At 42.4% G+C, this 24,297-nt stretch carries 18 protein-coding genes, 2 tRNA genes and 1 pseudogene; 11 read left to right on the top strand and 10 right to left on the bottom strand.

Features of this window, described 5'->3' with window-relative positions; translation table 11 throughout:
- Positions 1–292: 292 nt before the first annotated feature.
- The 3 genes from fba to ruvB all read left to right on the top strand — a co-directional run bounded on the left by fba (position 293) and on the right by ruvB (position 3,207).
- A complete protein-coding gene (gene fba / locus ACT3QP_RS01055) occupies positions 293–1,330 on the top strand; it encodes a class II fructose-bisphosphate aldolase (protein WP_444524146.1) in 1,038 nt (345 codons plus the stop codon).
- Between the two features lie 85 nt (positions 1,331–1,415).
- On the top strand, positions 1,416–2,039 hold the full coding sequence (ruvA, locus tag ACT3QP_RS01050) for a Holliday junction branch migration protein RuvA (protein ID WP_444524145.1): 624 nt from the start codon (positions 1,416–1,418) through the stop codon (positions 2,037–2,039).
- A gap of 187 nt (positions 2,040–2,226) precedes the next feature.
- Entirely contained in the window at positions 2,227–3,207 is a 981-nt protein-coding gene (gene ruvB, locus ACT3QP_RS01045; protein WP_444524148.1) for a Holliday junction branch migration DNA helicase RuvB, read from the top strand.
- Between the two features lie 399 nt (positions 3,208–3,606).
- Here ruvB and ACT3QP_RS01040 read toward each other — a convergent pair whose 3' ends face one another.
- From ACT3QP_RS01040 to ACT3QP_RS01025, 4 genes are all read right to left on the bottom strand, one after another.
- Entirely contained in the window at positions 3,607–5,268 is a 1,662-nt protein-coding gene (locus tag ACT3QP_RS01040) for an ABC1 kinase family protein (protein ID WP_444524144.1), read from the bottom strand.
- 119 nt (positions 5,269–5,387) lie between these two features.
- Positions 5,388–6,092, bottom strand: a complete 705-nt coding sequence (locus ACT3QP_RS01035) for a ubiquinone biosynthesis accessory factor UbiJ (protein ID WP_444524143.1) — start codon at positions 6,090–6,092, stop codon at positions 5,388–5,390.
- 121 nt (positions 6,093–6,213) lie between these two features.
- Complete coding sequence (gene ubiE, locus ACT3QP_RS01030) at positions 6,214–7,299, bottom strand: bifunctional demethylmenaquinone methyltransferase/2-methoxy-6-polyprenyl-1,4-benzoquinol methylase UbiE (RefSeq protein ID WP_444524142.1); 1,086 nt, start codon at positions 7,297–7,299, stop codon at positions 6,214–6,216.
- A gap of 79 nt (positions 7,300–7,378) precedes the next feature.
- The gene (locus tag ACT3QP_RS01025) at positions 7,379–8,092 is read right to left on the bottom strand and encodes an FFLEELY motif protein (RefSeq protein ID WP_444524141.1); all 714 of its coding nucleotides are present in this window, start codon (positions 8,090–8,092) and stop codon (positions 7,379–7,381) included.
- 275 nt (positions 8,093–8,367) lie between these two features.
- On the opposite strand from ACT3QP_RS01025, the gene ACT3QP_RS01020 reads away from it, so the two are divergent.
- A complete protein-coding gene (locus ACT3QP_RS01020; RefSeq protein ID WP_444524140.1) occupies positions 8,368–9,981 on the top strand; it encodes an ATPase in 1,614 nt (537 codons plus the stop codon).
- A 612-nt stretch (positions 9,982–10,593) separates the two neighbouring features.
- Positions 10,594–12,201: an inorganic phosphate transporter gene (locus tag ACT3QP_RS01015; protein WP_444524139.1), complete on the top strand. Its 1,608-nt coding sequence runs from the start codon at positions 10,594–10,596 to the stop codon at positions 12,199–12,201.
- Positions 12,202–12,378: 177 nt separating this feature from the next.
- On the opposite strand, the gene ACT3QP_RS01010 is transcribed toward ACT3QP_RS01015, so the two are convergent.
- On the bottom strand, positions 12,379–13,917 hold the full coding sequence (locus tag ACT3QP_RS01010; protein WP_444524147.1) for an aminotransferase class I/II-fold pyridoxal phosphate-dependent enzyme: 1,539 nt from the start codon (positions 13,915–13,917) through the stop codon (positions 12,379–12,381).
- A 461-nt stretch (positions 13,918–14,378) separates the two neighbouring features.
- On the opposite strand from ACT3QP_RS01010, the gene msrB reads away from it, so the two are divergent.
- The 4 genes from msrB to ACT3QP_RS00990 all read left to right on the top strand — a co-directional run bounded on the left by msrB (position 14,379) and on the right by ACT3QP_RS00990 (position 16,045).
- Positions 14,379–14,804, top strand: a complete 426-nt coding sequence (gene msrB, locus ACT3QP_RS01005; RefSeq protein ID WP_444524138.1) for a peptide-methionine (R)-S-oxide reductase MsrB — start codon at positions 14,379–14,381, stop codon at positions 14,802–14,804.
- A 298-nt stretch (positions 14,805–15,102) separates the two neighbouring features.
- On the top strand, positions 15,103–15,588 hold the full coding sequence (locus ACT3QP_RS01000; RefSeq protein ID WP_444524137.1) for a glutathione peroxidase: 486 nt from the start codon (positions 15,103–15,105) through the stop codon (positions 15,586–15,588).
- Between the two features lie 250 nt (positions 15,589–15,838).
- Positions 15,839–15,914: transfer RNA gene (locus tag ACT3QP_RS00995), tRNA-Val, on the top strand.
- A gap of 54 nt (positions 15,915–15,968) precedes the next feature.
- A tRNA-Asp gene (locus ACT3QP_RS00990) sits at positions 15,969–16,045 on the top strand.
- Between the two features lie 272 nt (positions 16,046–16,317).
- Here ACT3QP_RS00990 and ACT3QP_RS00985 read toward each other — a convergent pair.
- A complete protein-coding gene (locus ACT3QP_RS00985) occupies positions 16,318–17,040 on the bottom strand; it encodes a Bax inhibitor-1/YccA family protein (protein WP_444524136.1) in 723 nt (240 codons plus the stop codon).
- Between the two features lie 300 nt (positions 17,041–17,340).
- On the opposite strand from ACT3QP_RS00985, the gene ACT3QP_RS00980 reads away from it, so the two are divergent.
- Positions 17,341–18,345, top strand: a complete 1,005-nt coding sequence (locus ACT3QP_RS00980; protein WP_444524135.1) for an NAD(+) kinase — start codon at positions 17,341–17,343, stop codon at positions 18,343–18,345.
- 54 nt (positions 18,346–18,399) lie between these two features.
- Positions 18,400–18,711 (top strand): YeaC family protein, encoded by a 312-nt coding sequence (locus tag ACT3QP_RS00975; protein ID WP_444524134.1) that lies wholly within the window; start codon positions 18,400–18,402, stop codon positions 18,709–18,711.
- Positions 18,712–18,785: 74 nt separating this feature from the next.
- On the opposite strand, the gene ACT3QP_RS00970 is transcribed toward ACT3QP_RS00975, so the two are convergent.
- From ACT3QP_RS00970 to alaS, 4 genes and pseudogenes are all read right to left on the bottom strand, one after another.
- Positions 18,786–19,160, bottom strand: coding sequence for a HopJ type III effector protein (locus tag ACT3QP_RS00970; RefSeq protein WP_225739186.1), 375 nt, complete (start codon positions 19,158–19,160; stop codon positions 18,786–18,788).
- Positions 19,161–19,356: 196 nt separating this feature from the next.
- Positions 19,357–19,524, bottom strand: a pseudogene (gene csrA / locus ACT3QP_RS00965) (carbon storage regulator CsrA); the annotation flags it as partial.
- Between the two features lie 401 nt (positions 19,525–19,925).
- Positions 19,926–21,212: an aspartate kinase gene (locus ACT3QP_RS00960; protein WP_444524133.1), complete on the bottom strand. Its 1,287-nt coding sequence runs from the start codon at positions 21,210–21,212 to the stop codon at positions 19,926–19,928.
- A gap of 298 nt (positions 21,213–21,510) precedes the next feature.
- The gene (gene alaS / locus ACT3QP_RS00955; RefSeq protein ID WP_444524132.1) at positions 21,511–24,183 is read right to left on the bottom strand and encodes an alanine--tRNA ligase; all 2,673 of its coding nucleotides are present in this window, start codon (positions 24,181–24,183) and stop codon (positions 21,511–21,513) included.
- Between the last annotated feature and the right edge of the window lie 114 nt (positions 24,184–24,297).

Genomic DNA, 24,297 nt, shown 5'->3' with positions numbered 1-24,297 from the left:
CGTTTTTTAAATGCGGATGAGCTTAGATTTTGTTGGCTGAGTTATAATATTGGCCTTGTAAAAAGATAGTTCAATAAATAGTGATGCAACTGCTACGAAGACATCGCAAATTTTGCTATAATCACCGCGTATTAATTACCCCTGAAATGATTAACTGTTTTGCAGATTGACAGTGTTGTCACTGTTATCAAGCAAGGTTTTTTGCTGTTTATTCTAAAGCCCTATTTTCAAAGCTGTCATTTTAAGAGTTATTTTTAAAAACACTATTCAACCTTTAATTAGAGAGCGCTTTATGGCCTTAATTTCTTTACGTCAACTTCTAGACCATGCCGCTGAACACAGCTACGGTGTTCCTGCCTTTAACGTCAACAATCTAGAGCAGATGCGTGCAATCATGATGGCTGCAGATGCTTGTGACTCACCTGTGATTGTGCAAGCCAGCGCGGGCGCACGTAACTATGCAGGGTCGGCGTTTTTGCGTCATCTAATTATTGCTGCTATCGAAGAATGGCCGCATATTCCAGTCGTTATGCATCAAGATCATGGTATGTCAGCGGCTATCTGTCAACGCTCAATCCAGCTTGGCTTTTCATCAGTGATGATGGATGGCTCGCTTGGTGAAGATGGTAAAACGCCAATGGATTACGACTATAATGCCAATGTTACTCGCGAAGTTGTGAAAATGTCACATGCTTGCGGTGTGTCTGTAGAAGGCGAAATCGGTTGCTTGGGTAGTCTTGAGACTGGCATGGCAGGTGAGGAAGATGGCTCTGGTGCAGAAGGTGTGCTAGATCATGAGCAGCTACTGACCAGTGCTGATGAAGCTGAGCAGTTTGTTAAAGATACCAACGTCGATGCTCTTGCTATTGCCATTGGTACTAGCCATGGCGCTTATAAATTTACGCGTCCACCTACAGGTGATATCCTGTCCATTGAACGTGTTAAAGAGATTCATGCCCGTATTCCGAACACGCATTTGGTGATGCATGGTTCGTCATCAGTACCGCAAGAATGGCTCAAAGTCATCAATGAAAATGGCGGTAATATTGGTGAGACTTATGGTGTACCTGTTGAGCAAATCGTTGAAGCGATTAAGCATGGTGTACGTAAAGTGAATATTGATACGGATTTACGTTTGGCATCGACGGGTGCTATCCGTCAGTTTCTTGCAGAAAATCCTAGTGAGTTCGATCCACGTAAATATTTCAAAGCATCTATGGTTGCGATGTCAGATGTCTGTACCAACCGTTTTGAAGCCTTTGGTTCGGCTGGTCAGGCACATAAGATTCGTCCGTTAAGCCTTGAGGCTATGGTCGATTTTTATAAATAGTCTCTTAGGCGTTAAAATCGTGGCTAGACGCCATGGAGTAGAATCTTTGCCTTCATTGGCTGTGACAGGATAAGGGGTGGTAGATATGATTGGACTTATTACTGGACAGGTGCAGTACTTGATGGCACCAACTGCCTGTATCATGACGGCCTCTGGTGTCGGTTATGATATCGAGCTACCACTGCCTTCATTTTGTCAGCTGCATCTCAATGAGCAAGCAAGTATTTGGACGCATTTTCATGTACGTGAAGATGCGCAATTGCTTTATGGTTTTGTCGATAGAAAAGAGCGTGATGTCTTTCGCCAGTTGATTAAAATCAATGGGGTTGGCGCTAAAATGGCATTAGCAATGTTGTCTGCGATGTCAGCTGCTGAGCTCAAAATGCATGTTGAGCAGGATTCAGAGACAGCCTTGACTCGTATTCCAGGTATCGGTAAAAAAACAGCGCAACGTTTGCTGATTGAGCTAAAAGACAAACTGAAAGATATCGAAGTTGATAACAGCAATTTAGAGTTTGCGACTGAGCCTGCCGCTGTGTCTCACGAAGGTAATATCATTGCTGAAGTTGAGGGAGCATTGATAAGTTTGGGCTACAAAGAAAAAGAAGCTCAGCAAGCGATTAAAGCTGCCAAAAGCAACGGTGAAACATTTACAGACACGCAAGGATTATTAAAGGCCACATTGCAGCAGCTATCAACGTTTAAATAATCTTAGTCGTTATTGCTATTCATTGTTACATCTCATTGCTACATCAACACATATCGAATAAATAAGCGACATTGATTGTCGCTTATTTTCGTTTTAGCAGATAACTCTTGATGTTTTGCATGACTTATAGATAGCCTTTGGTTATGCTATTTATTAACTAACTTCTTAATATAATGAAAAATTTATGATGCAAGATCGTTTGATTAATCCGCTAGAAGGAGTGGGGGATTCGCCTGACTCTAATATTCGTCCGGCATTATTGGCTGAATACATTGGTCAGCCAGTCGTCCGTGAGCAGATGGAAGTGTTTATTGGTGCTGCAAGAGGCCGTAATGAACCATTAGATCATACGCTTATTTTTGGTCCACCGGGTTTGGGTAAAACGACCCTTGCCAATATTATTGCTCGTGAAATGGGTGGTAATCTGCGTTCGACCTCGGGACCTGTGCTTGAGCGTCCAGGAGATCTGGCTGCCATGCTGACCAATCTAGAGGAAGGAGACGTACTTTTCATCGATGAGATTCATCGGCTGAGCTCAGTCATTGAAGAGATACTCTATCCAGCGATGGAAGATTTTCAGTTAGATATTATGATTGGTGAAGGACCGGCAGCTCGTTCTATCAAGCTTGACTTACCACCATTCACGCTAGTGGCAGCGACGACCAGAGCAGGGTTATTGACATCGCCACTGCGAGATCGTTTTGGTATCGTCCAGCGACTCGAATTTTATAATATTGCTGATTTGACGACGATTGTTAGTCGAGCAGCACGCTTGATGCGTGTACCGATGAGTGAAGATGGTGCTGTGGAAATTGCTCGCCGTGCGCGTGGTACACCAAGAATTGCCAATCGTTTATTACGCCGTGTGCGTGATTATGCTGAGGTTAAAGGCGATGGCAGTATCAACGGTCAGATAGCGGGTAGCGCGTTAGATATGCTAGCAGTAGATAGACGAGGGCTTGATCATTTAGATAGGCGTTATATTGAGATATTACATGAGCGCTTTGATTGTGGCCCTGCAGGAGTTGAAGCAGTGGCAGCGGCAATGGCTGAGGACAGAGGGACGCTTGAGGATGTGATTGAGCCGTACCTCATTCAACAAGGTTATGTATTGCGTACCGCACGGGGTCGCGTATTGACGCAGATGGCTATTGATCAGATGTTATAAATCATTTCGAAAACAAAGCCCTTAATGGTTGATATATAAACCATTAGGGGCTTTTGTTTTTGTAGGATCATTTTTAGAGCATATCAATAGATATAGGGTGTATAGGGTGTGTTGAACATTCAAATATTAGGGCTGCTGATTGCTAAAATTGCACTAAACTAGGAGCAAGCCGACGATAATGTCGAGACCTTAATTAGGCTTGTAACAACGTTTGGAGTGATTTTAGCATCAGCCTTTTAGGGCAGTACTCTTTTTTGCCAATATATGGCGAAATTGTTTAACCTAGAATGACTAGGCATCAAAAATTTCACTGCATATTGTCTAAAAAATAGTCACTGCCAGCACCACATTTGAATGTTCAACACGCCCTAGTCATTCTAAAAAATATCTAAAGTATTACTAGGCCAAGACGCGCCAAATGATTGCTAATATCGCCATGATATAAAATAAAGGAGACAGCCAGCCAACGACTTGGGTGGCAATAGCAATACTTAGTCCAAACCCTGCCAGTGCCATCCAGTCGCGGCGGCGATCATTCAGCATATCAGCACGAATTTGCTGTATTTCACGTAGTTGACTGTCTTGACGTGATCCTTGTGAAGCAAGGCTTTGTAATCCTTGATCCAGTAATTTAGGAATATCCGTGGTCGATAGTAGTATCTCAGGTAATTGCTGGCGTAGCTGCTGTAAATTACGCATCGGATCAAGTTGCTCTTTTATCCAACTGCTTAGTATTGGTTTGGCAAGTGACCAAATATCAAGATCAGGGTATAAGTCACGACCCAGTCCTTCTACATGTACCAGCGTTTTGAGCAATAGCATCAGCTGCGGTGGAATGCTCATATGATGGCGACGGGCGATATCTAAAATCTGCATCAACACCCCAGCAAAGTCGATATCATTGATGGATTTTTTGAGCATTGGACCGACAGTGCGCTTCATATCGCGCATGAGTGCATGCTTGTCGGCGCTTGGTGGAATCCAGCCAGCTCGGCTCACAATATCAACCATAGCGGTAAAGTTATCATTCATAACAGCTAGCAGCATTCGCGCGACGATGAGCTGATCGTCTTTTGATAAGGTGCCCATAATGGCACAATCAAGACCGATATAGCGGGGCTCATGACCTAAATCAACTGCTGGCGCATCAGCACTCATTGTAGTAAGTGAGGGTGTTTCTACAAACACATTGCCCGGATGCATGTCAGCATGAAAGAAATTATCACGAAAGACTTGAGTGAAAAATATGGTTAGCCCTTTTTTGGCTAATGCAGCTCGGTCATAGCCCAATTTATCAAACACTTCAATTTGCGAAATGGGAACGCCTTGAATACGCTCCATCACCATCACGTTTTTGGCAGCATCATAAACTTCTGGCACATACATTAATGCAGAACCCAGAAAGTTATTACGCATTTGGGTTGTGTTGTCGGCTTCGAGGGTTAAATCTAGCTCGTTGAGCATGACTTGACGATAGTCTTCGACGATATCGATGATATGTACCGCTCGTGCGGCTTCAATACGAGCCGATGCCCAATTGGCCAGCTCACGGAGCAATTCAAAGTCAGTCACAATAGTCGTGCGAATATTTGGGCGTACCACTTTTACGACCACTTCACGGCCATCATACATAGCGGCGGTATGTACTTGGGCGATAGACGCCGCTGCTAATGGCTTTACATCAAAACGGGAAAATAAGTTTTCAATAGATTGACCCAGACCGTGTTTACTATCTTGGATTTGTGCAATAGCAACATCTGCGTCAAAAGGCTTGACCTTATCCTGTAGCTGAACCAATTGTTCGATAATCTCAGGTGGCACTAGGTCACGACGGGTTGAGAGCAGTTGCCCCAGTTTCAAAAACAACGTACCCATATCTTCTATGGCATATTTAATAGCATTTGGCTGATGTTTTTTGCCCCAAGCGGCTGGATGTATACGGATTAAACGTGCCAACGGTTGCAGTTGCGGCGCTTCTTCGATAGCGAGGTGCGTGTCGATGCGATAGGTTGCGGCGATACGCCAAAGCTCAAATAAACGGGCGCGATGAGATAGTAGCATGAGGTATGGGTACTCTAGAAAAATTTAGAAATAAGATAAGCACAGCGTTTGTCTACAAATAATACAGTCAAACATAACGTCTGTTTATCCATTCAATATACTATTGATGAACTGAGATGCTATTGATGAAACGAGTTATTAAGTAAGCGAGCCTGTTCATCTTTGATAGCGGCCAGTTTGGCTTCCTCGCGTTCGACATCTGCGCGCAGCTTTAATAACTGCTGCTTGAGATCATTCAGCTCTGTCGTTGCAACTGGATCAGGTGTAGCATTACCCGCTACATCATTGGCCCAGTCACTGACATCATCAAAGGCACGTTTGGCATTATGTCGCCAACTGCCTTTTAACTGCGAAATGAGCAGATGTAACTGGCTTGCCATTGGCTTACCAATGAGTGGTTCGAGCTGACCTGCAACATCAGGATCAAATCCTGCAACCAATTGTTTGAGCTGCATTAACACTTTATAGTCACCAGCGATAGGTAAATTACCTTCCGTACCACGCATCAGGTTGAGCAATTGAGCAGGATTATCCACGGTAATGGTACAGTCTGGATGGCTGTGACCCATACGTGCGCTTTCCATATGGGCCGCTTCACGCTCATTCATTTGCCCACTTGGCTCAAACAAGCTGTCGGTAGTTACTGGCTCAAAACGCAGGTGCTCATCAGTAAACAGCACATCTAGATGAATTTCGGGCATGCCTATATTTAGCCGTAACACTTTTCCAGCGAGCGGTGCTAGACCTGATTTGGTAATTTCGTCGCTTGCAATGGCAAGGTTAATCAGTTTTTCGGCACCAGCCAAAAGTAAGACCGTTAACATATGTCTCTCGCATATTTGATTGAGCGTCTTTAATAAGGCGCATCGTTAATTTGGATTAGTGGCTCATTTATCACGACTGTTAGATGTGGCCAGGTTACCCCTTATCACCAAGGTATTGTCGTTACGCTTTAAAGCCACGATGTACGGCAACGATACCAGCAGTTAAGTTGTGATAATCACAATTTTCAAAGCCCGCTTGTTGCATCATTTGCTTTAGTGTCTGCTGATCAGGGTGCATACGAATCGATTCAGCCAAGTATTGATAGCTTTCAGAATCGTTGGCGATCAGTTTGCCCATAATAGGTAAAGCGGTAAATGAATATAAATCATAGGCTTTAGATAATGGCTCAAACACTGGCTTTGAGAATTCTAGAATCAATAAACGACCACCTGGCTTAAGCACGCGATACATGGATTTCAGTGCTGCATCTTTATCCGTGACATTACGTAGACCAAAGCTAATAGTAATCAAGTCAAAGCTGTTGTCATCAAACGGTGCCAATGTTTCAGCATTTGCCAGTACGAAATCCACGTTATTACAGCCAGCATTAATGAGACGCTCGCGACCTACTTCTAGCATTGCCGCGTTTATATCTGATAATACAACATGACCATTTCGACCGACTTCACGGCTAAACACTTTGGCCAAGTCACCCGTGCCACCTGCGATGTCTAATACATGTTGCCCCGCACGAACACCTGATAAACTAATCGCATAACGCTTCCATAGGCGATGAATACCAAATGACATTAAGTCATTCATGATGTCGTATTTTTTGGCGACAGAGGTAAATACATCTGCAACACGTGCTTGTTTTTCTGCTTTATTGACTGTTTTATAACCAAAATGTGTTTCTTCATTGCCATCAGTATCAGGCGTGTGCGGATTATTGATGTCGTCACGTTGATTAAAAAGAGTTTGCTTGGCAGTTTGTGTATTTTCGTTATCTACGCTGTTAATTGTATTGTTGTTTGGCATGGTGGTTTGTTGACCTTGTGGTGTTCCAGTTGGTAAGTCTTGGACTTGTGTGAAGTCATTCGTACTTGCAATATGATTGCTGTCTTCTACAGTCGTTTGTCGTGCTTGCACTTGAGCCGTTATATTTTGATTGTGTGTGATACTGTCTTTTACCAATTTATCTTGTAAATGACCGTTGGTGGTGGATTTTTTGTCGAGATGAGCGTTGTTGTTTGCAGTATCGTTCATAGTGTTGTCCTGTTATTCATTTTTATGATTATTTTTTGAAAAGTTATAAAGTAGTGATAAGTTAAGCGTACTATAATCGCTATGATACACCAAACGTCATTGGCTTACCGCCATTATCCACATCATGAACTTGGTCAATAATTATCAGTTCACGCTCACAAAATGGCTCAATAAAATCACTCACACTTTTGAGAGGTTTCATGGCTTTGAACCCTGTATCAATAAAGTCGTAAAGTGGTTGGAAGTTATAGCGATATGCTGTGCCTTTAGCCAGTGCAAACGCTTTTTTTAGCATGAATGAGTTTAGGTGTTTGTCAGTGCGATAGCAGACTTCTTTCAGATTACTAATCTGCACTCGGCGCTCCTCCGCTTCATCGACAGCGCGATAGGCGGCAAGCATGTTATCCTCATTGACTGGCAAGTTTTCACTAAGCAACCACTGAGCCAAGTGCAAGTCTAGCTCAATCGCTAAAATTGCTGCATGGATACCCATACTACCAGCCTCTAAAGCAGATTCTTTGGCTAGGCGCTCAAGTTTTTGGGCTTTAGGAAGAATTCGTTCCAATTGTTTCGCCAGTAGCTTGAATTCATCACCGCCATACAACTGCGTCAAGAAGTAATCTGCCATCAGTTGGTTTTTTGGTTGTTCAAATAGGTCGCTGTGCGTGTGTTTAAGACGCTGTTGTTGCCATGATTGTACGTCTTTAAGTTTGATGTCTAAAGCTTTGTCTTGATGGTGGGGAAGTGCCCAGAAACGGGTTAAATGTTGTTGTAGGTCGGCTAAAGCGGCCATGTTAATAAATCCTATAAAAAGTAAATAATTTTATCAAATTGTTGAAGAAATAGTGTAATAGACTGCTTATAACTGCTTTATAAGTAATGCTGGTTTTTAAGATGCTAAGACAAAGTGTGGAGACTGTTCTCAGATAGCCTCGTAGATTGTGTTCACCTTAAAAGAAAATAAACTAGAATACAAATGTCAAACTGTTACATAGCAGCGTCATTGACTGGATTGGTTGAATGCTATGATTAAAATGATGTATTTTCAATCAGAGGATAATTTTAATTATGAGTAAAAAAAAGAGTAAATCTGATTCAGTAGCCCCAGAGCCAGTCAGCGCACAATTTAGTGATAAAATGGTCGAACAGCGTTTAACGCCCAACCCACTGAGCCAGTTTTCTATGGATGAAGATGGGCTGAGATTAGCATTAGTTACAGCCCAGTATGCTCTGCGTGCAACACGGCAACGAACACCGAAAACCACCAATAAACCAACAGGACTGTTGGTGTTAGTCAATGGGATGGAGCAGGCAGGCAAAGGAACTGCGGTTAAGCAACTGCGGCAATGGGTTGATCCTAGACTGCTAAAGGTTGAGGCGACCATTGGTTCTTGTCCATTAAACCATCAACCAATGTGGCAAGCGTATACCAAATCCATGCCACGTCATGGTGATGTTATGGTTTATTTTGGCAATTGGTACGCTGACTTACTCTACAGCGCCATGCGTCTGGCAATGTCAGATGACAAAGACGATACTGAGTCAGTAAATAATAGCGTATTTCCTATTGCGACATGGCAAGCATATTTAGAACAGCAACTGGCTAAGCTACAAGTGTTTGAACAGGATCTTATTGCCAATCAAACAAGGTTATTAAAATGTTGGTTTCATGTCGATATCGAAACATTACAATCGCGGCTTCATGACAAAAAGGCTGATCCTCATTTTTTGTATCAAATTGACTGGAATAGCCAGAAAGTTATTGAAAAATTCAATGAAGTAGCAGTGACCTTATTACGTCAGCAAGACGACTGGATCATCATTGACGGTGATGATAAATCACAAGCGGCAGATCATTTTTGTCATCAAGTGCTGCATGCAATGCAGACAGCATTAGTGAGTAGTGCCGTCAATGTAGATAAAACAGCTGAAGAACAAGTGTTTGAGTCTGTAAAAATACCTAAGCAGTTGACGAATATAAAAGAAGAGGATGTAGATAAGTCTGACTATCGTAAGTTGCTGGCAGAGAAGCAAGCTTGTCTCGCTGAGTTATTGCGCGCGCGCAAAGGTCGTCACGTTGTATTTGCCTTTGAAGGCATGGACGCTGCTGGCAAGGGTGGGGCAATCAAAAGGTTGGTAGCGCCGCTTGACCCACGTGAATACCAAATTTATAACATTAGTGCACCGATGCTGTATGAATTGCAACATCCTTATCTATGGCGTTTTTGGACAAGGTTGCCTGATGAGCAGACTGACCGAATCAGTCGTATCGCCATCTTTGATCGTACTTGGTATGGACGCGTGTTGGTTGAGCGTATCGAAGGGTTTTCGACTAGTGAGGAGTGGCAACGCGCTTATGATGAAATCAATCGTTTTGAGGCAGATTTGACCGATTCAGGAGCGATCGTTATCAAGTACTGGTTGGCAATTGATAAAAAAGAGCAGTTGAAACGTTTTGAGGAACGCCAAGAAACACCGCATAAGCAGTTTAAGCTGACGGACGATGACTGGCGTAATCGTGATAAATGGTCGGACTATGTACAGGCTGCAGCGGATATGCTAGCGCGCACTGACAGCGAAAACGCACCTTGGTGTGTCATCGCTACTAATGAAAAACGTCAAGCACGTCTGGATGTGTTGGATCACGCTATTGAGCAACTATCGGCAAGGTATGATAGTTAACCTTTGATTATATGAGTGACTGAAACTTTTTATTTGTAATTTTAATGTTTATACAAAAATAGTATAATAGGCTGTTGAAAGGTAATGTTAATTGAATATGACCTTGGCAGTTACAAATCTCGCAATATCATCATGCATTATGCGCTTATATTTAATATAATAGGCGCCTAATGTTTTCTGCTATATATAATATGCTATAGCAAATAGGGCTCTATAGTTGTTCTACGCGCCTTAGTGTTACTATGGTCACAATAAAATATCAAAGCCGCAAGATGCTGTAATCAGACGATTTAGCAATATTACTTGCGGCTTTGTGACATGTTGAGAGATGTGTTTTACCTGAAATTAGTTTGTAATTTTTAATAAGGTAGAACCTGTCAATGAGATAGAACATGATTCAGCAGTCAATCGCTTCCGGTCAATGTATCAGCCGTACTATTGAAAATATCGTTGTTTAGGCCATTACTTAAATCACTACTTATCAAGTACATCATGCGTTTTATAGACGTTACCACCATGCTAAATACTATAGCTATAGTAGTATTTAGCATTAAAGTACAATGTCATTAACCGCATATAATTTCAATCAGCTTACGCAGGACGTATTAACGTATGGGTATTAGCAGTAGTTCTACAGAGTCAGTCAAATCAGTCGGCTCTATGAGAATAAATATATTTTTTGCCATTGTACTGATTGCGATGACCGCCTATTTTACGTGGTGGGGTCTAGACTACACAATGCATCAACAAACGACGCTATTTATTGTAGCGACCGCTTTTGGTGTCTTTATGGCATTCAATATAGGTGGGAATGATGTCGCCAACTCCTTTGGTACCTCGGTAGGTGCAGGCACATTAACCATTCCTCAGGCGTTGGGCATTGCTGCAATATTTGAAGTGTCAGGTGCTGTACTGGCAGGTGGCGAAGTTACTGATACGATCAGAAAAGGTATCGTTGATCTAGATGGTCTGACAGTGACACCCAATCAGTTTATTTATGTCATGCTCTCAGCTTTAATCGCCGCTGCATTTTGGTTATTGTTTGCCACCAAAAAAGGCTTACCGGTTTCGACCACTCATTCTATTATCGGTGGTGTTGTTGGTAGCTCTATCGTACTGGGTATCACATTGGGTGGTACGGAAATGGCGTTATCAACAGTGAGTTGGGGGACTGTTGGCACGATCGCTATTTCTTGGGTGCTATCACCGTTGCTAGGTGGCGTATTATCTTACCTGTTATACGGACAGATTAAGAAGAATATCATCGAGTATAATGATCGAACAGAAGCACATCTTGCGATTCTTAAAAGCAATAAAAAAACCTTAAAGCAAAACCATAAAGAGTTTTTGGAAGGTCTAACAGAATCAGAACAACTGGCTTATACGTCGGCGATGCTACGTGATCAGGAGATCTATAAAGATGATGATTGTGTGATAGAGGATTTAGAGACAGATTATTACAAACAGCTTTATGAGATTGAGAACGAGCGCACCAGTCTTGATACGCTAAAAGCACTTAAGCAGTGGGTACCTATTATTGCCGCTGGTGGTGGTGCCGTAATGACTTCTCTCGTTGTCTTTAAAGGTCTCAAAAACGTCAATAATGGTATGACGACGCTACAGGGTTTCTTAATCATGGGAATGATAGCGGCGCTAGTGTGGCTAGCGACCTTTATTTATACCAAAAGCATTCGCGGAAAACATAAAGAAGATTTGACCAAAGCAACATTTATTATGTTTAGCTGGATGCAAGTTTTTACTGCATCAGCTTTTGCTTTCAGCCATGGCTCAAACGATATTGCTAATGCTGTTGGTCCTTTTGCCGCGATTATGGATGTGATTCGTACTAACAGTATTGCAACAGAAGCGGCAGTGCCACCAGCGGTTATGCTAACTTTTGGGGTATCACTTATTGTTGGTCTTTGGTTTATCGGTAAAGAAGTTATTCAAACAGTGGGTACAAATTTAGCAAAAATGCATCCTGCATCCGGCTTTTCAGCTGAGTTGGCTGCTGCTGCTGTCGTTATGGGTGCATCAACCATGGGGCTACCTGTATCTAGTACACATACGCTAGTCGGTGCGGTACTGGGTATTGGTATCGTCAATAGAGATACCAACTGGAAGTTGATGAAACCTATTGGTTTGGCATGGGTTGTGACACTTCCCGCAGCGGCAAGCATGTCGGCTATCAGTTATGTTGTATTGAGCAACATTTTTTGATGTGTCTCTAATGTTTTCTTTTAGGGCGTGTCCTCATTTTTAACCTATTTAGATGTCTATTGATTGAATTGATGACACGCCCTAGTTAGTAAGCGCGCCTTTATAACTGAGTTCAACACAACAAAAAACGCTTATCAGCATCCATGCCGATAAGCGTTTTTTATGTTAGATATAGGTTTAATCAGTACCAAACTGTTGGCGTTTTTTGGCAAAGAATCTGTCTAAGCGATCCATTGCATCTTCTAAGTCATGCAGATTGGGTAGGAAGACTAAGCGAAAGTGATCAGGCTTGTCCCAATTGAATCCCGTGCCTTGTACCATTAAGACATTTTCATCAATCAGCAAGTCCATCATAAAATTCATGTCATCCATGATGGGATAAACTTCTGGATCCATCTTTGGGAAACAGTAAAATGCGCCTTGTGGCATCGTGCACGAAATACCTTTAATCGCATTGAGACGTGTGACGGCCATCTCGCGCTGCTTATACAAGCGACCTGTTTTAGACGTTAAGTCTTTCATACTTTGGTGGCCACCCATCGCTGTTTGGATGGCGTATTGCCCTTGAACATTAGAGCATAAGCGCATAGATGCTAGCATGTCCAAGCCTTCTATAAAGTCAGTAGCATGTTGTTTTCGACCTGATACCATCATCCAACCTGCACGGAACCCAGCGATACGGTGCGACTTTGACAAGCCGTTGTACGATAGAACCAGTACGTCATCCGTCAAAGTACTCATTGGTGTGTGTGCAGTGTCATCATAGAGAATACGGTCATAAATCTCATCAGCCATGATGATTAGATCGTGCTCTTTAGCAACTTCTATAATTTGTAATAGTAGCTCGTCGCTATAAAGCGCACCAGTTGGGTTATTAGGATTGATAACCACAATACCTTTTGTCTTGCTGGTAATTTTCGATTTGATATCCTCTATATCAGGGTGCCAGTTATCGTTTTCATTACAGCGATAATGTACTGCTGTACCACCAGATAGGTTGGCTGCCGCTGTCCAGAGCGGGTAGTCTGGCATTGGAATGAGCACTTCATCACCATCGTTCATCAACGCTTGCATAGTCATGACAATCAGCTCAGAGACACCATTACCCAAATATACATCACGGACATCAACTGCCGATAGAAGCCCTTTTGATTGATAGTATTGTAGTACCGCTTTACGCGCAGAAAAAATTCCTTGCGAGTCTGAATACCCGGTTGCGTCTGGCAAATTCATCGCCACATCACGCAAAATCTCATGCGGTGCTTCTAGACCGAACGGTGCTGGGTTGCCGACATTTAGCTTCAATATACGCTTACCTTCCGCTTCCATTCTATTTGCAGTCTGTAGTAGAGGACCGCGAATGTCGTAGCAGACATTTTGTAATTTATCGGATTTTTTTATTGTATTCATAGAGGAACCACTCATAGGGCTGTTTGGTGAGTTGATATGTGCTGTATTTGGTTTGCTCTCACTTTCTTTATCAGGTTGTGTATGTATAGGCTGCGTAGTATCTGTCTCATCGCTCTTACCTGACACACTGGCTGTCGTATTTTTAGTGGTGCTTGTTTCGTTTTGAAGGTCACCGCGCAGCAGGTAGCCTTCGCTACAGCCCAAGATGCGAGCTAACGTTGGTAACTTAGATGAGACGATACCATTGGTGCCACGCTCCCAATTAGAGATAGCACCGCGACTGACTTTTGCACCTGCTGCTGTCATGGCTTGTGCTAACTGTTCAGCCGTAAAGCCTTTGTCACGGCGCAGCTGCACCAGTCGTTCGGCTTGTGTGCCTTTATTTTTCTCGCTAGCCATAATCAGTTAAGCCTTTATTTATCAGTAGGTTTGTCATAAGGAGGTTACTTTAATTCAATAATAATACTTATCTCCTAATGCAAGATATTATTGCATAAATAGCTGCTATGCAAGTTTTTTTAAGGGTGTTTACAAAATGAAAGAAAAACTTGCATTTCAGTTTGTTTACTATGCTTTTATTCTGAAAAGTCACATAACCATGCATGACTAATTTCTTTGCCTATACAATATTATTGTAATGTATGTCTTGAATATTGGGTCAGCAATCAATAGATAGGGCACATCGTTATTTATAATAATGTGGCGATAAAACTTGATTAATAGCCAAATAGAAAACCGGATAATACCTATTTAAGTAAGGACAAGCTATGCAAGACAATCAACTTAGCAAAGAAGAAATTAGCCAATTAACCGAAGCTGATTGGAAAGAGCGTTTGAGTGCTGATGAGTACCATGTAATGCGTGAGAAGGGTACAGAACGTCCATTCACAGGTGTCTATAATGATGCAGAGGATGAAGGTGTTTACCGCTGTAAAGGGTGCGGCGCCAGCTTGTTTGACTCAAGCAGTAAATTCAATGCTGGTTGCGGTTGGCCAAGTTTTGACCAAGGAATCGAGAACAGTGCTATTGACGAGCATGTCGATCATTCATTGGGTATGACTCGTACAGAGGTGACTTGTAGTAACTGCGGGGCGCACTTGGGTCATGTGTTCCCTGATGGGCCTAGCGAGACGACTGGCATGCGTTATTGCATCAACTCAGTCTCTATCGATTTGGACAAATCTGAGAAATAATGACTAAGGTGTGTCCTCATTTTAAAAATGGTGATAAAAATGAGATAAATTGTAGTCAAACAAGGAAAATAGCGCAGATAATATCGAGATATTAGTCAGCTATTTGACGCCGTTTGGCAAGATTTAGCCATTTTTAGCCCATTGAGATGGCTATCGATTGAATTGAGGACACGCCCTAAGTAGCCAGCTATTTAGGTAAGCTTAGAAGGATAAAAAGGAGGCGTCAGGCTTCCTTTTTAGTTGAAGAATTTGGTAAGGTTTAAAAACACTAATAACTCAATCAATTTAAGGATGAATAATGAGCAATATTTATGATTTTACTGCTAAGTGCATGGATGGTACGACGCAAGCGTTTACTGATTATAAAGGTCGGGTGTTATTAATCGTCAATACTGCCAGTAAATGTGGGTTCACCCCGCAGTTTGAAGGACTAGAGGCGCTATACCAACAGTATAAAGATCAAGGATTAATCGTTATCGGCTTTCCTTGTAACCAATTTGGTAGCCAAGATCCTGGTAGTAATGATGAGATTGGTGCATTCTGTCAAAAAAACTATGGTGTTAGCTTTCCTATGATGGAAAAGGTTGACGTTAATGGAGAGAGCGCTCACCCATTATTTAAGTGGCTAAAAGCCCAAAAAGGCGGCTTACTAACAGACGGAATAAAATGGAACTTCACCAAGTTTTTGGTTGGTACAGATGGTCAAGTCATTGACCGCTACGCACCAACGACTAAGCCCGCCGCGCTAAAATCAGACATCGAACAGGCATTGGCAAAAGATTGAGGTCTTTATTGCTTTTAAATTGAACCGACTATAGTGTTAAAGAATATTGGTTTTTTATTAAAATATAAAACCAATAAAAACATAGGTTTATTTATATGGTTGATAAAAACGCAAAAAATATGTCAAAAAGTCAAAAATACTGTTTGACAGCCATGTGTAAATCTATATAATACACATCCACAGCAGCAGAGCTTAGTGACAAACTTAGAGCTCAGTTGATGTTGAATGAATTGCATAGCAATTATTCGAAGGGTGATTAGCTCAGTTGGTAGAGCGTCTGCCTTACACGCAGAATGTCGGCGGTTCGAATCCGTCATCACCCACCACTTATTTAGCGAAGTGGATCTCTTCATAAAGGTGAAATGCTAAAGACGACCTAAGCAGCGGTAGTTCAGTTGGTTAGAATGCCGGCCTGTCACGCCGGAGGTCGCGGGTTCGAGTCCCGTCCGCTGCGCCATATTTAGTAAAAAGCTAAAACGAATTTAGACTTACGATTTTAAGCAAGTTTCGCCTCAAATAATTAGATTGTTTGAGGTTTTTTTGTGTCTACTGTTTCTGCTTAACTTCTTTTCTTGTGTGGCTCTTTTCTTCTTCAAACTCTTTTAATATATATCTACGATATTAGTAGTTAGCCTTGAGCATTTGAATTGGCATGGTGTTTTGCCTACAAAAAACCGCCCTTAATCAAAGGCGGTTTTTTTTAGCTTACTATCAGACAGCATTTGTAGCTTAGTCTTGTAGATAGCTTAATAGACGCATAAATTCAACGTACATCCACACTAGAGTGGCAAGGATGCCAATGCTGAATAGCCATTCGTAGTCTTCTGAGATACCCATTGCCACACCACGGTCAATATTATCAAAATCTAATAATAACGTGAAAGAGGCGATAACAATGACAAACAAGCTAAAGCCAATAGCAATCACGCCACCTTCAAACAAGAAAGGAAGGCTAGAACCAAACGCTAAAGAAAGTACCCACTGAGCCACATAGACCAGCATAATTGCAAGAATTGCTGAGGTTACGATTGAGCGGAACTTTTGTGTGACCTTAACCAGTCCCGAACGATATAGACCTAGCATCACGGCAGCTGTGACAAAAGTTGCACACATCGCCGTTACTGGCACGCTTGGGTACATTCTCATAAAGAACAATGAGATGCCGCCCAAAAATATACCTTCTAGTAATGCGTAAGGCACGGCTAAAGTTTTGGCTTTTTGTGGTTTGAAGGTGATAACAAAAGCAAGTACAGTTGCAGCAATCATGCTACCAAAGGCTGCCATCGTAATAAAGCCCTGCGACAGACCTGCCATAAGTGCATAAAAGAAAAAACCTACACCAGTAATAGCTGATAGCCCAAGTAGTAGACTGGTCTTCTGAATCACGCCCTTGACCGTCATTGGATTCCCACCGATCGCAAGTTCTGCGCGACTGACAATAGGATTGGCCATATATATGTCCTTAATAATAAAATATAAATAATTTAGATAACCGTTACTCTAGCAAAATCGCTATTATTGTCAACTGTGTTTACGTGACAGCCATCAGGGCTCGTAACACTTTGGAGGTGATTATTGAGTTATAATAAAGCGGTCTATATCGCTAAACAAACACGTCTAAGAGTAACGTATAATATATCCTATATGGGGCCGCTTACGACAGTTAACAACGATAATTTATAAACATGCTAGTCTAAGTGCCATTTTATCGCTATTATTGTTTAGTATCCTATCGCTATACCGAGTCGTTTTATGGAAAACTCAGCGCAGTCAGAAAGATTGCCACACTTACATGAATCAGAGCTGTTTCACGCTATCAAAAATCCTGCTTTTAGGCGTATTGGCTTGATGGGCCGTGCAGGAAAACGCAGTGTCACTCAAAGTCTGGTACAGATTGCTCAAACCATAAATGATATGAATCTCACATTGATTATGGATGTAAAAACAGCCAATTTGCCTACTCTGAATCTGACTGAGATTGAAAAAGTCAAAATCGTCAAGCGTAGCTTAATCGGTGAGATTTGTGATTTGGTCATTGTCGTTGGTGGTGATGGTTCGATATTACATGCCGCTGAAGCATTGGCACGTTACCGTGTTCCTGTATTAGGTGTAAACCGTGGTCGTCTCGGATTTTTAGCAGATGTAAAGCCTGATGAGGCAGCGTTTAAGCTACGCCAAGTCTTGATGGGTGATTACCAACTAGATCATCGGTTTCTATTGACGATGGAGATACGAGAAGGGCGTAAGGTCATCCATGAAGATATGGCGCTCAATGATATCGTACTGCATGCTGGAAAATCAGTTCATATGATTGATTTTCAAATGAAAATTGATGGTCAAGATGTATATAGGCAGCATAGTGATGGCTTGATAGCAGCGACACCAACCGGTTCAACAGCCTATGCATTGTCTGGTGGTGGCCCGATCATTCATCCGAGTATGGATGCCATCTGTTTGGTTCCTATGCATCCACATACTTTGTCGAGTCGGCCGATTGTAGTGAGCGGTAATAGTGAAGTGTGTATTCGTATTCACGAAGACAATCGCACTCAGCCGATGGTCAGTGCAGATGGTAAGCCAAGTGTACCACTTGAGCAAGAACAGCGTCTCTATATTCGTAAACATCCTGACAAGCTCACGTTATTACATCCACCGGGGTTCGATTTTTATGAAGCTTGTCGTACAAAGCTACACTGGAACGTCCATGCCGAAGAGTTCAGTCTCGATGTTGATGATGATATTATGGATGATGAATAAGCGAGAAATTTATATAAAGAACATAACAAAAAATGGTAGTGGAGAGTGGTTAAGATGGACAAACAAACGATATTGACAAGTTTGACGCCAGAAGTGGTTGATAAGTTTCGCATGGCAATTGAGTTGGGTAAATGGCCTGATGGTCGAAAATTGACAGCTGAACAGCGTGAAACCTGCATGCAGGCGGTGATGGTCTGGGAGCATGAACATCTACCGCCTGCTGAACGTACAGGCTATATTCATAAGCCAGTAAAAGACAATGGCTCCATCGTTGGAGAAGAGTGCGATGTTGAGCATGAGCATCATTACCCCAATATGCCTAATCCTAAAGGTGCGGTGCAACCTGTTAAGTTTCATAATAAATAAGCATCTATTATTGTAGGCCGCAATAAAAAAGCCACGCTATATTTAGCGTGGCTTTTTTATTATCTGATCGGTCATTAAAGCGCAGTGGTATCAACGCTTGGACGGGGTGTTAATGGGTTTTTTTGCATCAAAAACCCTTGCCAACCCCAATGCAAAAAGTTACGGATATTGGCGTGATCGGTACCGTTAGGTGTTGCTTGAACTTTGGCATAATGCTCGCCGAATAGTTTTAGCGTATCCAATTGATCAAGGCCATGGTGCTTAGCAAAGCCAAAAATCTTTGCACTACCTTCATTTTCACCAGCTGCATTATGGACCATGCCATTAACAAAAGGGGCAGGCGCATAGCGATAAAAATCATCAATAAAGCTGATGACATCATTGAATCCAATGGCTTTTTTATTTAAACCATTAAGTAGAGCCGATATGTCTGATTGGCGAATACTCATAAATAAATGACCTCAGAGCAGATTAAAAAAGAAAAATACAGTTTTTATATAACATATCTATATATGATATTTATAAAAATACAATGCTTTAATACGCTCAACGATTAAGCATGGCAGCTTAGCGATTAAAGTAATCTTCATCATCAAAAGAAGGCGCAAAATTACCTTGCTCTAGATGCTGCATTTGCGATTGTACAGAACGCTCATGCTGAATACGTTGGTAAATCTCTTCGCGGTGTACGGCAATATCTTTGGGTGCATTCACACCGATACGTACTTGATTGCCTTTGACACCTAGGACAGTTACACTGACCTCATCGCCAATCATTAGCGTTTCACCTACACGGCGTGTCAAAATTAACATGCGTCACACTCCTTATGTCGCATTAACAGATTATTACTCATTATATTACTTCTCAATTGCAGGACATCACCGTCGCACTGAATATGTCGTATGTTGGCATAACGATAATACTTAAACGTTGTACCAATGACGGCAATGATAGTTAGATTCATTTAGCCCAAATGAAAGCCCATTATAGGGGGCATAACAGATACTGTCACGAGTTTTCACAAAACTATTAGTTAACTACTAAGCTTCGCAATAATACAAAATAAAAATAGGATCTAAAAAGACCCTATTTAATCAAAAATTATTGAATGCTATGAATAACAAATATGTGATAGCTGTGAAAGCTAAATTTATATTTTAATAAAAATGATAGCCTAGCTATATAACTAGCAAGTCAAGATTATTAAAGGCTATTATAACCCAGCGATTTTACTTTCGCCATCTTCACGATCAAGACCAAATGCAGTATGTAATGACTTAACGGCTTTTTCTAAATATTGATCTTGAATCAACACAGATACTTTGATTTCACTGGTCGATATCATTTGGATATTGATGTTGTTTTCAGCAAGTGTTTGGAACATAAGACTAGCGACGCCTGCATGTGAGCGCATGCCAACACCAACTAATGACACTTTAACAACTTCGCTATTGCCCAAAATTTCTTTGGCACCAATGTCGTCTTTGACTTCGTCATTGAGCACTTTTAGTGTTTTGTCTAAGTCAGTACGATTAACAGTGAAGGTAAAATCAGTTGTACCATTATCCGAAAGGTTTTGTACGATCATATCGATTTCGATATTGGCACGTCCAATAGGGCTCAAGATAGCAGAGGCAATACCAGGATGGTCAGGTACACCGCGTACTACAATTTTTGCTTCGTCTCGGTTGAAAGCGATACCTGAGATGATTGCCTGTTCCATATTGTCTCCTTCGTCTATCGTAATTAGGGTGCCAACGTTGTCTTGAAACTCTTGGTCAAAACTACCGTCATTATTTTCATCAAAGCTAGATAGTACACGCAAAGGTACACCATATTTACCAGCGAATTCTACTGAACGAATTTGTAGAATTTTAGAGCCAAGACTTGCCATTTCTAGCATTTCTTCAAAAGTGATCTTTTCAAGTTTTTTGGCTTTTGAGGTGACACGAGGGTCAGTAGTATAGACACCATCAACATCGGTATAGATTTGACATTCATCAGCACCTAGCGCTGCTGCAATAGCGACACCGGTAGTATCAGAGCCTCCTCGACCTAGTGTGGTGGCATTGCCTTCTGCATCAATGCCCTGAAAGCCAGCTACGATGACGATGTTTCCAGCATCTAATTGCTCACGTATGTTTTGATCTTCGATGCTTTCGATACGGGCTTTATTGTGGGCGTTATCCGTTTTAATCGCTACTTGGCGACCTGTGAATGAACGAGCACCAATGCCGAGCTCTTTAATTGCCATGGCGAGTAAAGAGATAGAAACTTGCTCACCTGTTGAAACCATTTGGTCGTATTCACGGGGATCTGGTTGAGCGCTGATTTGGCGTGCAAGATCAATCAGACGGTTGGTTTCACCACTCATAGCAGAAACCACCACAACTACTTGATGACCGTTGTCATGCCAGCGTTTGACTCGTTGGGCGACGTTTTTTATGCGGTCGATACTGCCCATCGAGGTGCCGCCGTATTTTTGTACTATTAACGCCATAAAAATCTACCTATTATTCATTAATGGCCCTTTGTGATCATCAATGAGAGTCAATGTGACGCTCAATCAATGCTTGCATAAATAAAGCCGTATTATAAGAGTTGCGCCCTATGCTGTTTATTTACTAGTCGTACTTAGTAGGTCATAGATGAACGATATGTTTAAACGTTGACCTTTATATCATATCTACGTCACAACGTTAAGTGCCAGTAGCGCTTAGATGTATGGCGATTGGTTATAGCTATTATAACCAATCGACTATATATGAACTAAATAAGCGCTGTGATCAGTTGGGCTATTAGCCAAGCTGAGCTTCAATCCAAGCAGGCAGTGCACTAACAACAGCACTTGTATTGGCCGATTTTGGTGCGCCGCCCTGTGCGTAATCAGGCTTACCGCCACCTTTACCGCCCAACTCACTTGCCAAATGACGGATAATATCACCTGCTTTTATTTTAGCTGTAACAGGTTTTGCCACGCTAGCAGCTAGTGCTAACTGCTCGTCCTTATCACCAATCAATACAATCACGCTATCAGGCAGTTTTGATTTGATATCGTCCATTAGCGTACGGATAGATTTGCCATCGATACCGCTTAATGTGCTAATAAGCACTGGTGTGCCGGCAATAGTTTGCACGTCATCGAGTAAGTTAGCCGCTTGAGCACTAGCGATTTTTTGTTGTAAGCGCTCTAGTTGTTTTTCTAGATCACGTTGCTTATCAGCCATAGTGCGTACACGCTGAGCCACGTCTGGGCGTTTTACTTTTAGCTGACTGGCAAGCTCGCTTAATTGCTGTTCACCTTGCTGAATATTTTTGATCGCATTCATGCCAGTAACGGCTTCAATACGGCGAATACCAGCGGCGATACCTGATTCGCTAGTGATTTTTAAGACACCGATATCACCAGTACGCTGCACATGCAAACCACCACATAGCTCAATAGAGAAAGGCTTGCGTTGACCATCTACGATAGTGTCTGTACCCATAGTGAGTACACGAACCTCACTACCGTATTTTTCACCAAACAGTGCCATCGCGCCTTGATTCATGGCTTCATCAATAGACATGTGTTCGATACGAGTAGGAGTGTTGGCTTGGATTTGTTCATTGACTAAGTGTTCGATACGGCTAATTTCAGCAGGACTAACGGGCTTGTCGTAAGCAAAGTCAAAACGTAGTACGTCACTTGAAACCAGTGAGCCTTTTTGCGATACCGTATCACCCAAAACTTCTCTTAGCGCGGCATGCAATAGGTGAGTGGCCGAGTGGTTTTTGGCACTGGCAGCACGAATGCTAGAAAGCACTTGGGCATCTGCCGTTTGCTTGGTCGTAATTTCACCCATGGTGACAACACCATGATGGATAATGGCTTGACCAGATTTTTTGGTGTCTTGGACTTCAAAGACACCTGATTCAGTACGAATCTCGCCCAGCTCACCAACCTGACCACCACCTTCGGCATAGAAAGGTGTGCGATCAAGTACTACGACGCCTTCCATTCCCTCTGCTAAGCTGTCAGCTGGGTTGCCGTCTTGATAAAGCGCATCAATGGTTACGCCATTTTCTTCAAGCTGCTCGTAACCGATAAAGGTCGTTGGTGTCTCGACTTGAATAACACTGCTATAATCAACATCAAATTTACCGGCATCGCGCGCGCGCTCACGTTGTGCTTGCATATGCTCATCGAACTCAGCTTCGTCAATCACGATGCCGCGCTCACGAGTGATGTCAGCGGTCAAATCAAGCGGGAAGCCATAAGTGTCATACAGCTTAAAGGCTGCTTCACCAGAGAGCGTATCACCATCTTGTAAGCCTTCGAGTTCAGTGGCAAGCAAGCGCAGGCCTTGCGCTAGCGTTTTGGCAAACTGTGCTTCTTCTTTTTGAATGGCATTTTCGATGATGCTTTGTTTTTCTTTTAGCTCAGGGTAGGCAGTACCCATTTCAGCGACCAGTGGCGCAACCATTTTATAGAAAAACTCACTGTCTGCACCAAGCTTGTTACCATGGCGTACCGCACGACGAATGACACGGCGCAGCACATAACCACGGCCTTCGTTGCTTGGCGTGACGCCATCAGCAATCAAAAACGACACGGCACGAATATGATCAGCGATGACTTTTAGCGATGACTGCTGCTCATTGGTAATCTCTAAAATCTCAGCGGCTGCATCCATCAAATGAACAAACAAATCTATCTCATAGTTACCATGAACGCCTTGCATGATGGCACTGATACGCTCAAGCCCCATACCTGTATCGACACTTGGCGCTGGCAACGGTAATAATGTACCGTCCTTTTGACGGTTAAACTGCATAAATACGCAGTTCCAAATTTCAATAAAGCGGTCGCCATCTTCTTCTGGGGTACCTGGCAAGCCACCTTCAACATCGGCACCATGATCATAAAAAACTTCGGTACAAGGACCACAAGGACCGGTGTCACCCATCGTCCAAAAGTTATCAGACGCATATGGTGCGCCTTTATTGTCACCAATACGAATGATACGGTCGCTTGGGATACCAATGTCTTTGTTCCAAATCTCAAAAGCTTCGTCATCAGTCTCATAAATAGTGACATAGAGACGGTCTTTGTCGATCGCCAACCATTTATCTGAAGTCAGAAACTCCCAGATGTATTCGATGCCTGCTTGCTTGAAATAATCACCAAACGAGAAGTTTCCGAGCATTTCAAAAAAAGTATGATGACGCGCGGTGTAGCCAACATTGTCTAAATCGTTGTGCTTGCCGCCTGCACGCACACATTTTTGCGAGGTCACAGCACGTGTATAGTCACGTGGTTCCATACCCAAAAAAGTCTCTTTAAACTGATTCATGCCAGCATTGGTAAATAGCAATGTCGGGTCGTTGTGTGGAATCAGACTAGATGATGAGACTTGGGTGTGCTGCTTGCTTATAAAAAAATCGATAAAGGCTTGGCGAATATCGGCTGAGCGAAATGGCTGGCTCACAGCGGCTCCTTACTGACGGATAGAGTTGGGTAGGTTAAAAAATAATTTTGCAAGCGATTTTAGCACAAACGTCCAAGCTCTTGGTACAAGAGTTACAACTGCAGGGTTATTATG

It is taken from the genome of Psychrobacter sp. AOP7-B1-24, from assembly GCF_052376215.1.
In the GTDB taxonomy this organism is placed as follows: domain Bacteria; phylum Pseudomonadota; class Gammaproteobacteria; order Pseudomonadales; family Moraxellaceae; genus Psychrobacter.
The sequence above is the reverse complement of the archived record's forward strand: the minus strand, read 5'-3'. Positions and strand labels throughout refer to the sequence as shown.

Coding starts and splice junctions, on each gene's coding strand:
- fba (WP_444524146.1), top strand. CDS start 293: ATGGCCTTAATTTCTTTACGTCAACTTCTAGACCATGCCGCTGAACAC.
- ruvA (WP_444524145.1), top strand. CDS start 1,416: ATGATTGGACTTATTACTGGACAGGTGCAGTACTTGATGGCACCAACT.
- ruvB (WP_444524148.1), top strand. CDS start 2,227: ATGCAAGATCGTTTGATTAATCCGCTAGAAGGAGTGGGGGATTCGCCT.
- ACT3QP_RS01040 (WP_444524144.1), bottom strand. CDS start 5,268: ATGCTACTATCTCATCGCGCCCGTTTATTTGAGCTTTGGCGTATCGCC.
- ACT3QP_RS01035 (WP_444524143.1), bottom strand. CDS start 6,092: ATGTTAACGGTCTTACTTTTGGCTGGTGCCGAAAAACTGATTAACCTT.
- ubiE (WP_444524142.1), bottom strand. CDS start 7,299: ATGAACGATACTGCAAACAACAACGCTCATCTCGACAAAAAATCCACC.
- ACT3QP_RS01025 (WP_444524141.1), bottom strand. CDS start 8,092: ATGGCCGCTTTAGCCGACCTACAACAACATTTAACCCGTTTCTGGGCA.
- ACT3QP_RS01020 (WP_444524140.1), top strand. CDS start 8,368: ATGAGTAAAAAAAAGAGTAAATCTGATTCAGTAGCCCCAGAGCCAGTC.
- ACT3QP_RS01015 (WP_444524139.1), top strand. CDS start 10,594: ATGGGTATTAGCAGTAGTTCTACAGAGTCAGTCAAATCAGTCGGCTCT.
- ACT3QP_RS01010 (WP_444524147.1), bottom strand. CDS start 13,917: ATGACAGCAGCAGGTGCAAAAGTCAGTCGCGGTGCTATCTCTAATTGG.
- msrB (WP_444524138.1), top strand. CDS start 14,379: ATGCAAGACAATCAACTTAGCAAAGAAGAAATTAGCCAATTAACCGAA.
- ACT3QP_RS01000 (WP_444524137.1), top strand. CDS start 15,103: ATGAGCAATATTTATGATTTTACTGCTAAGTGCATGGATGGTACGACG.
- ACT3QP_RS00985 (WP_444524136.1), bottom strand. CDS start 17,040: ATGGCCAATCCTATTGTCAGTCGCGCAGAACTTGCGATCGGTGGGAAT.
- ACT3QP_RS00980 (WP_444524135.1), top strand. CDS start 17,341: ATGGAAAACTCAGCGCAGTCAGAAAGATTGCCACACTTACATGAATCA.
- ACT3QP_RS00975 (WP_444524134.1), top strand. CDS start 18,400: ATGGACAAACAAACGATATTGACAAGTTTGACGCCAGAAGTGGTTGAT.
- ACT3QP_RS00970 (WP_225739186.1), bottom strand. CDS start 19,160: ATGAGTATTCGCCAATCAGACATATCGGCTCTACTTAATGGTTTAAAT.
- ACT3QP_RS00960 (WP_444524133.1), bottom strand. CDS start 21,212: ATGGCGTTAATAGTACAAAAATACGGCGGCACCTCGATGGGCAGTATC.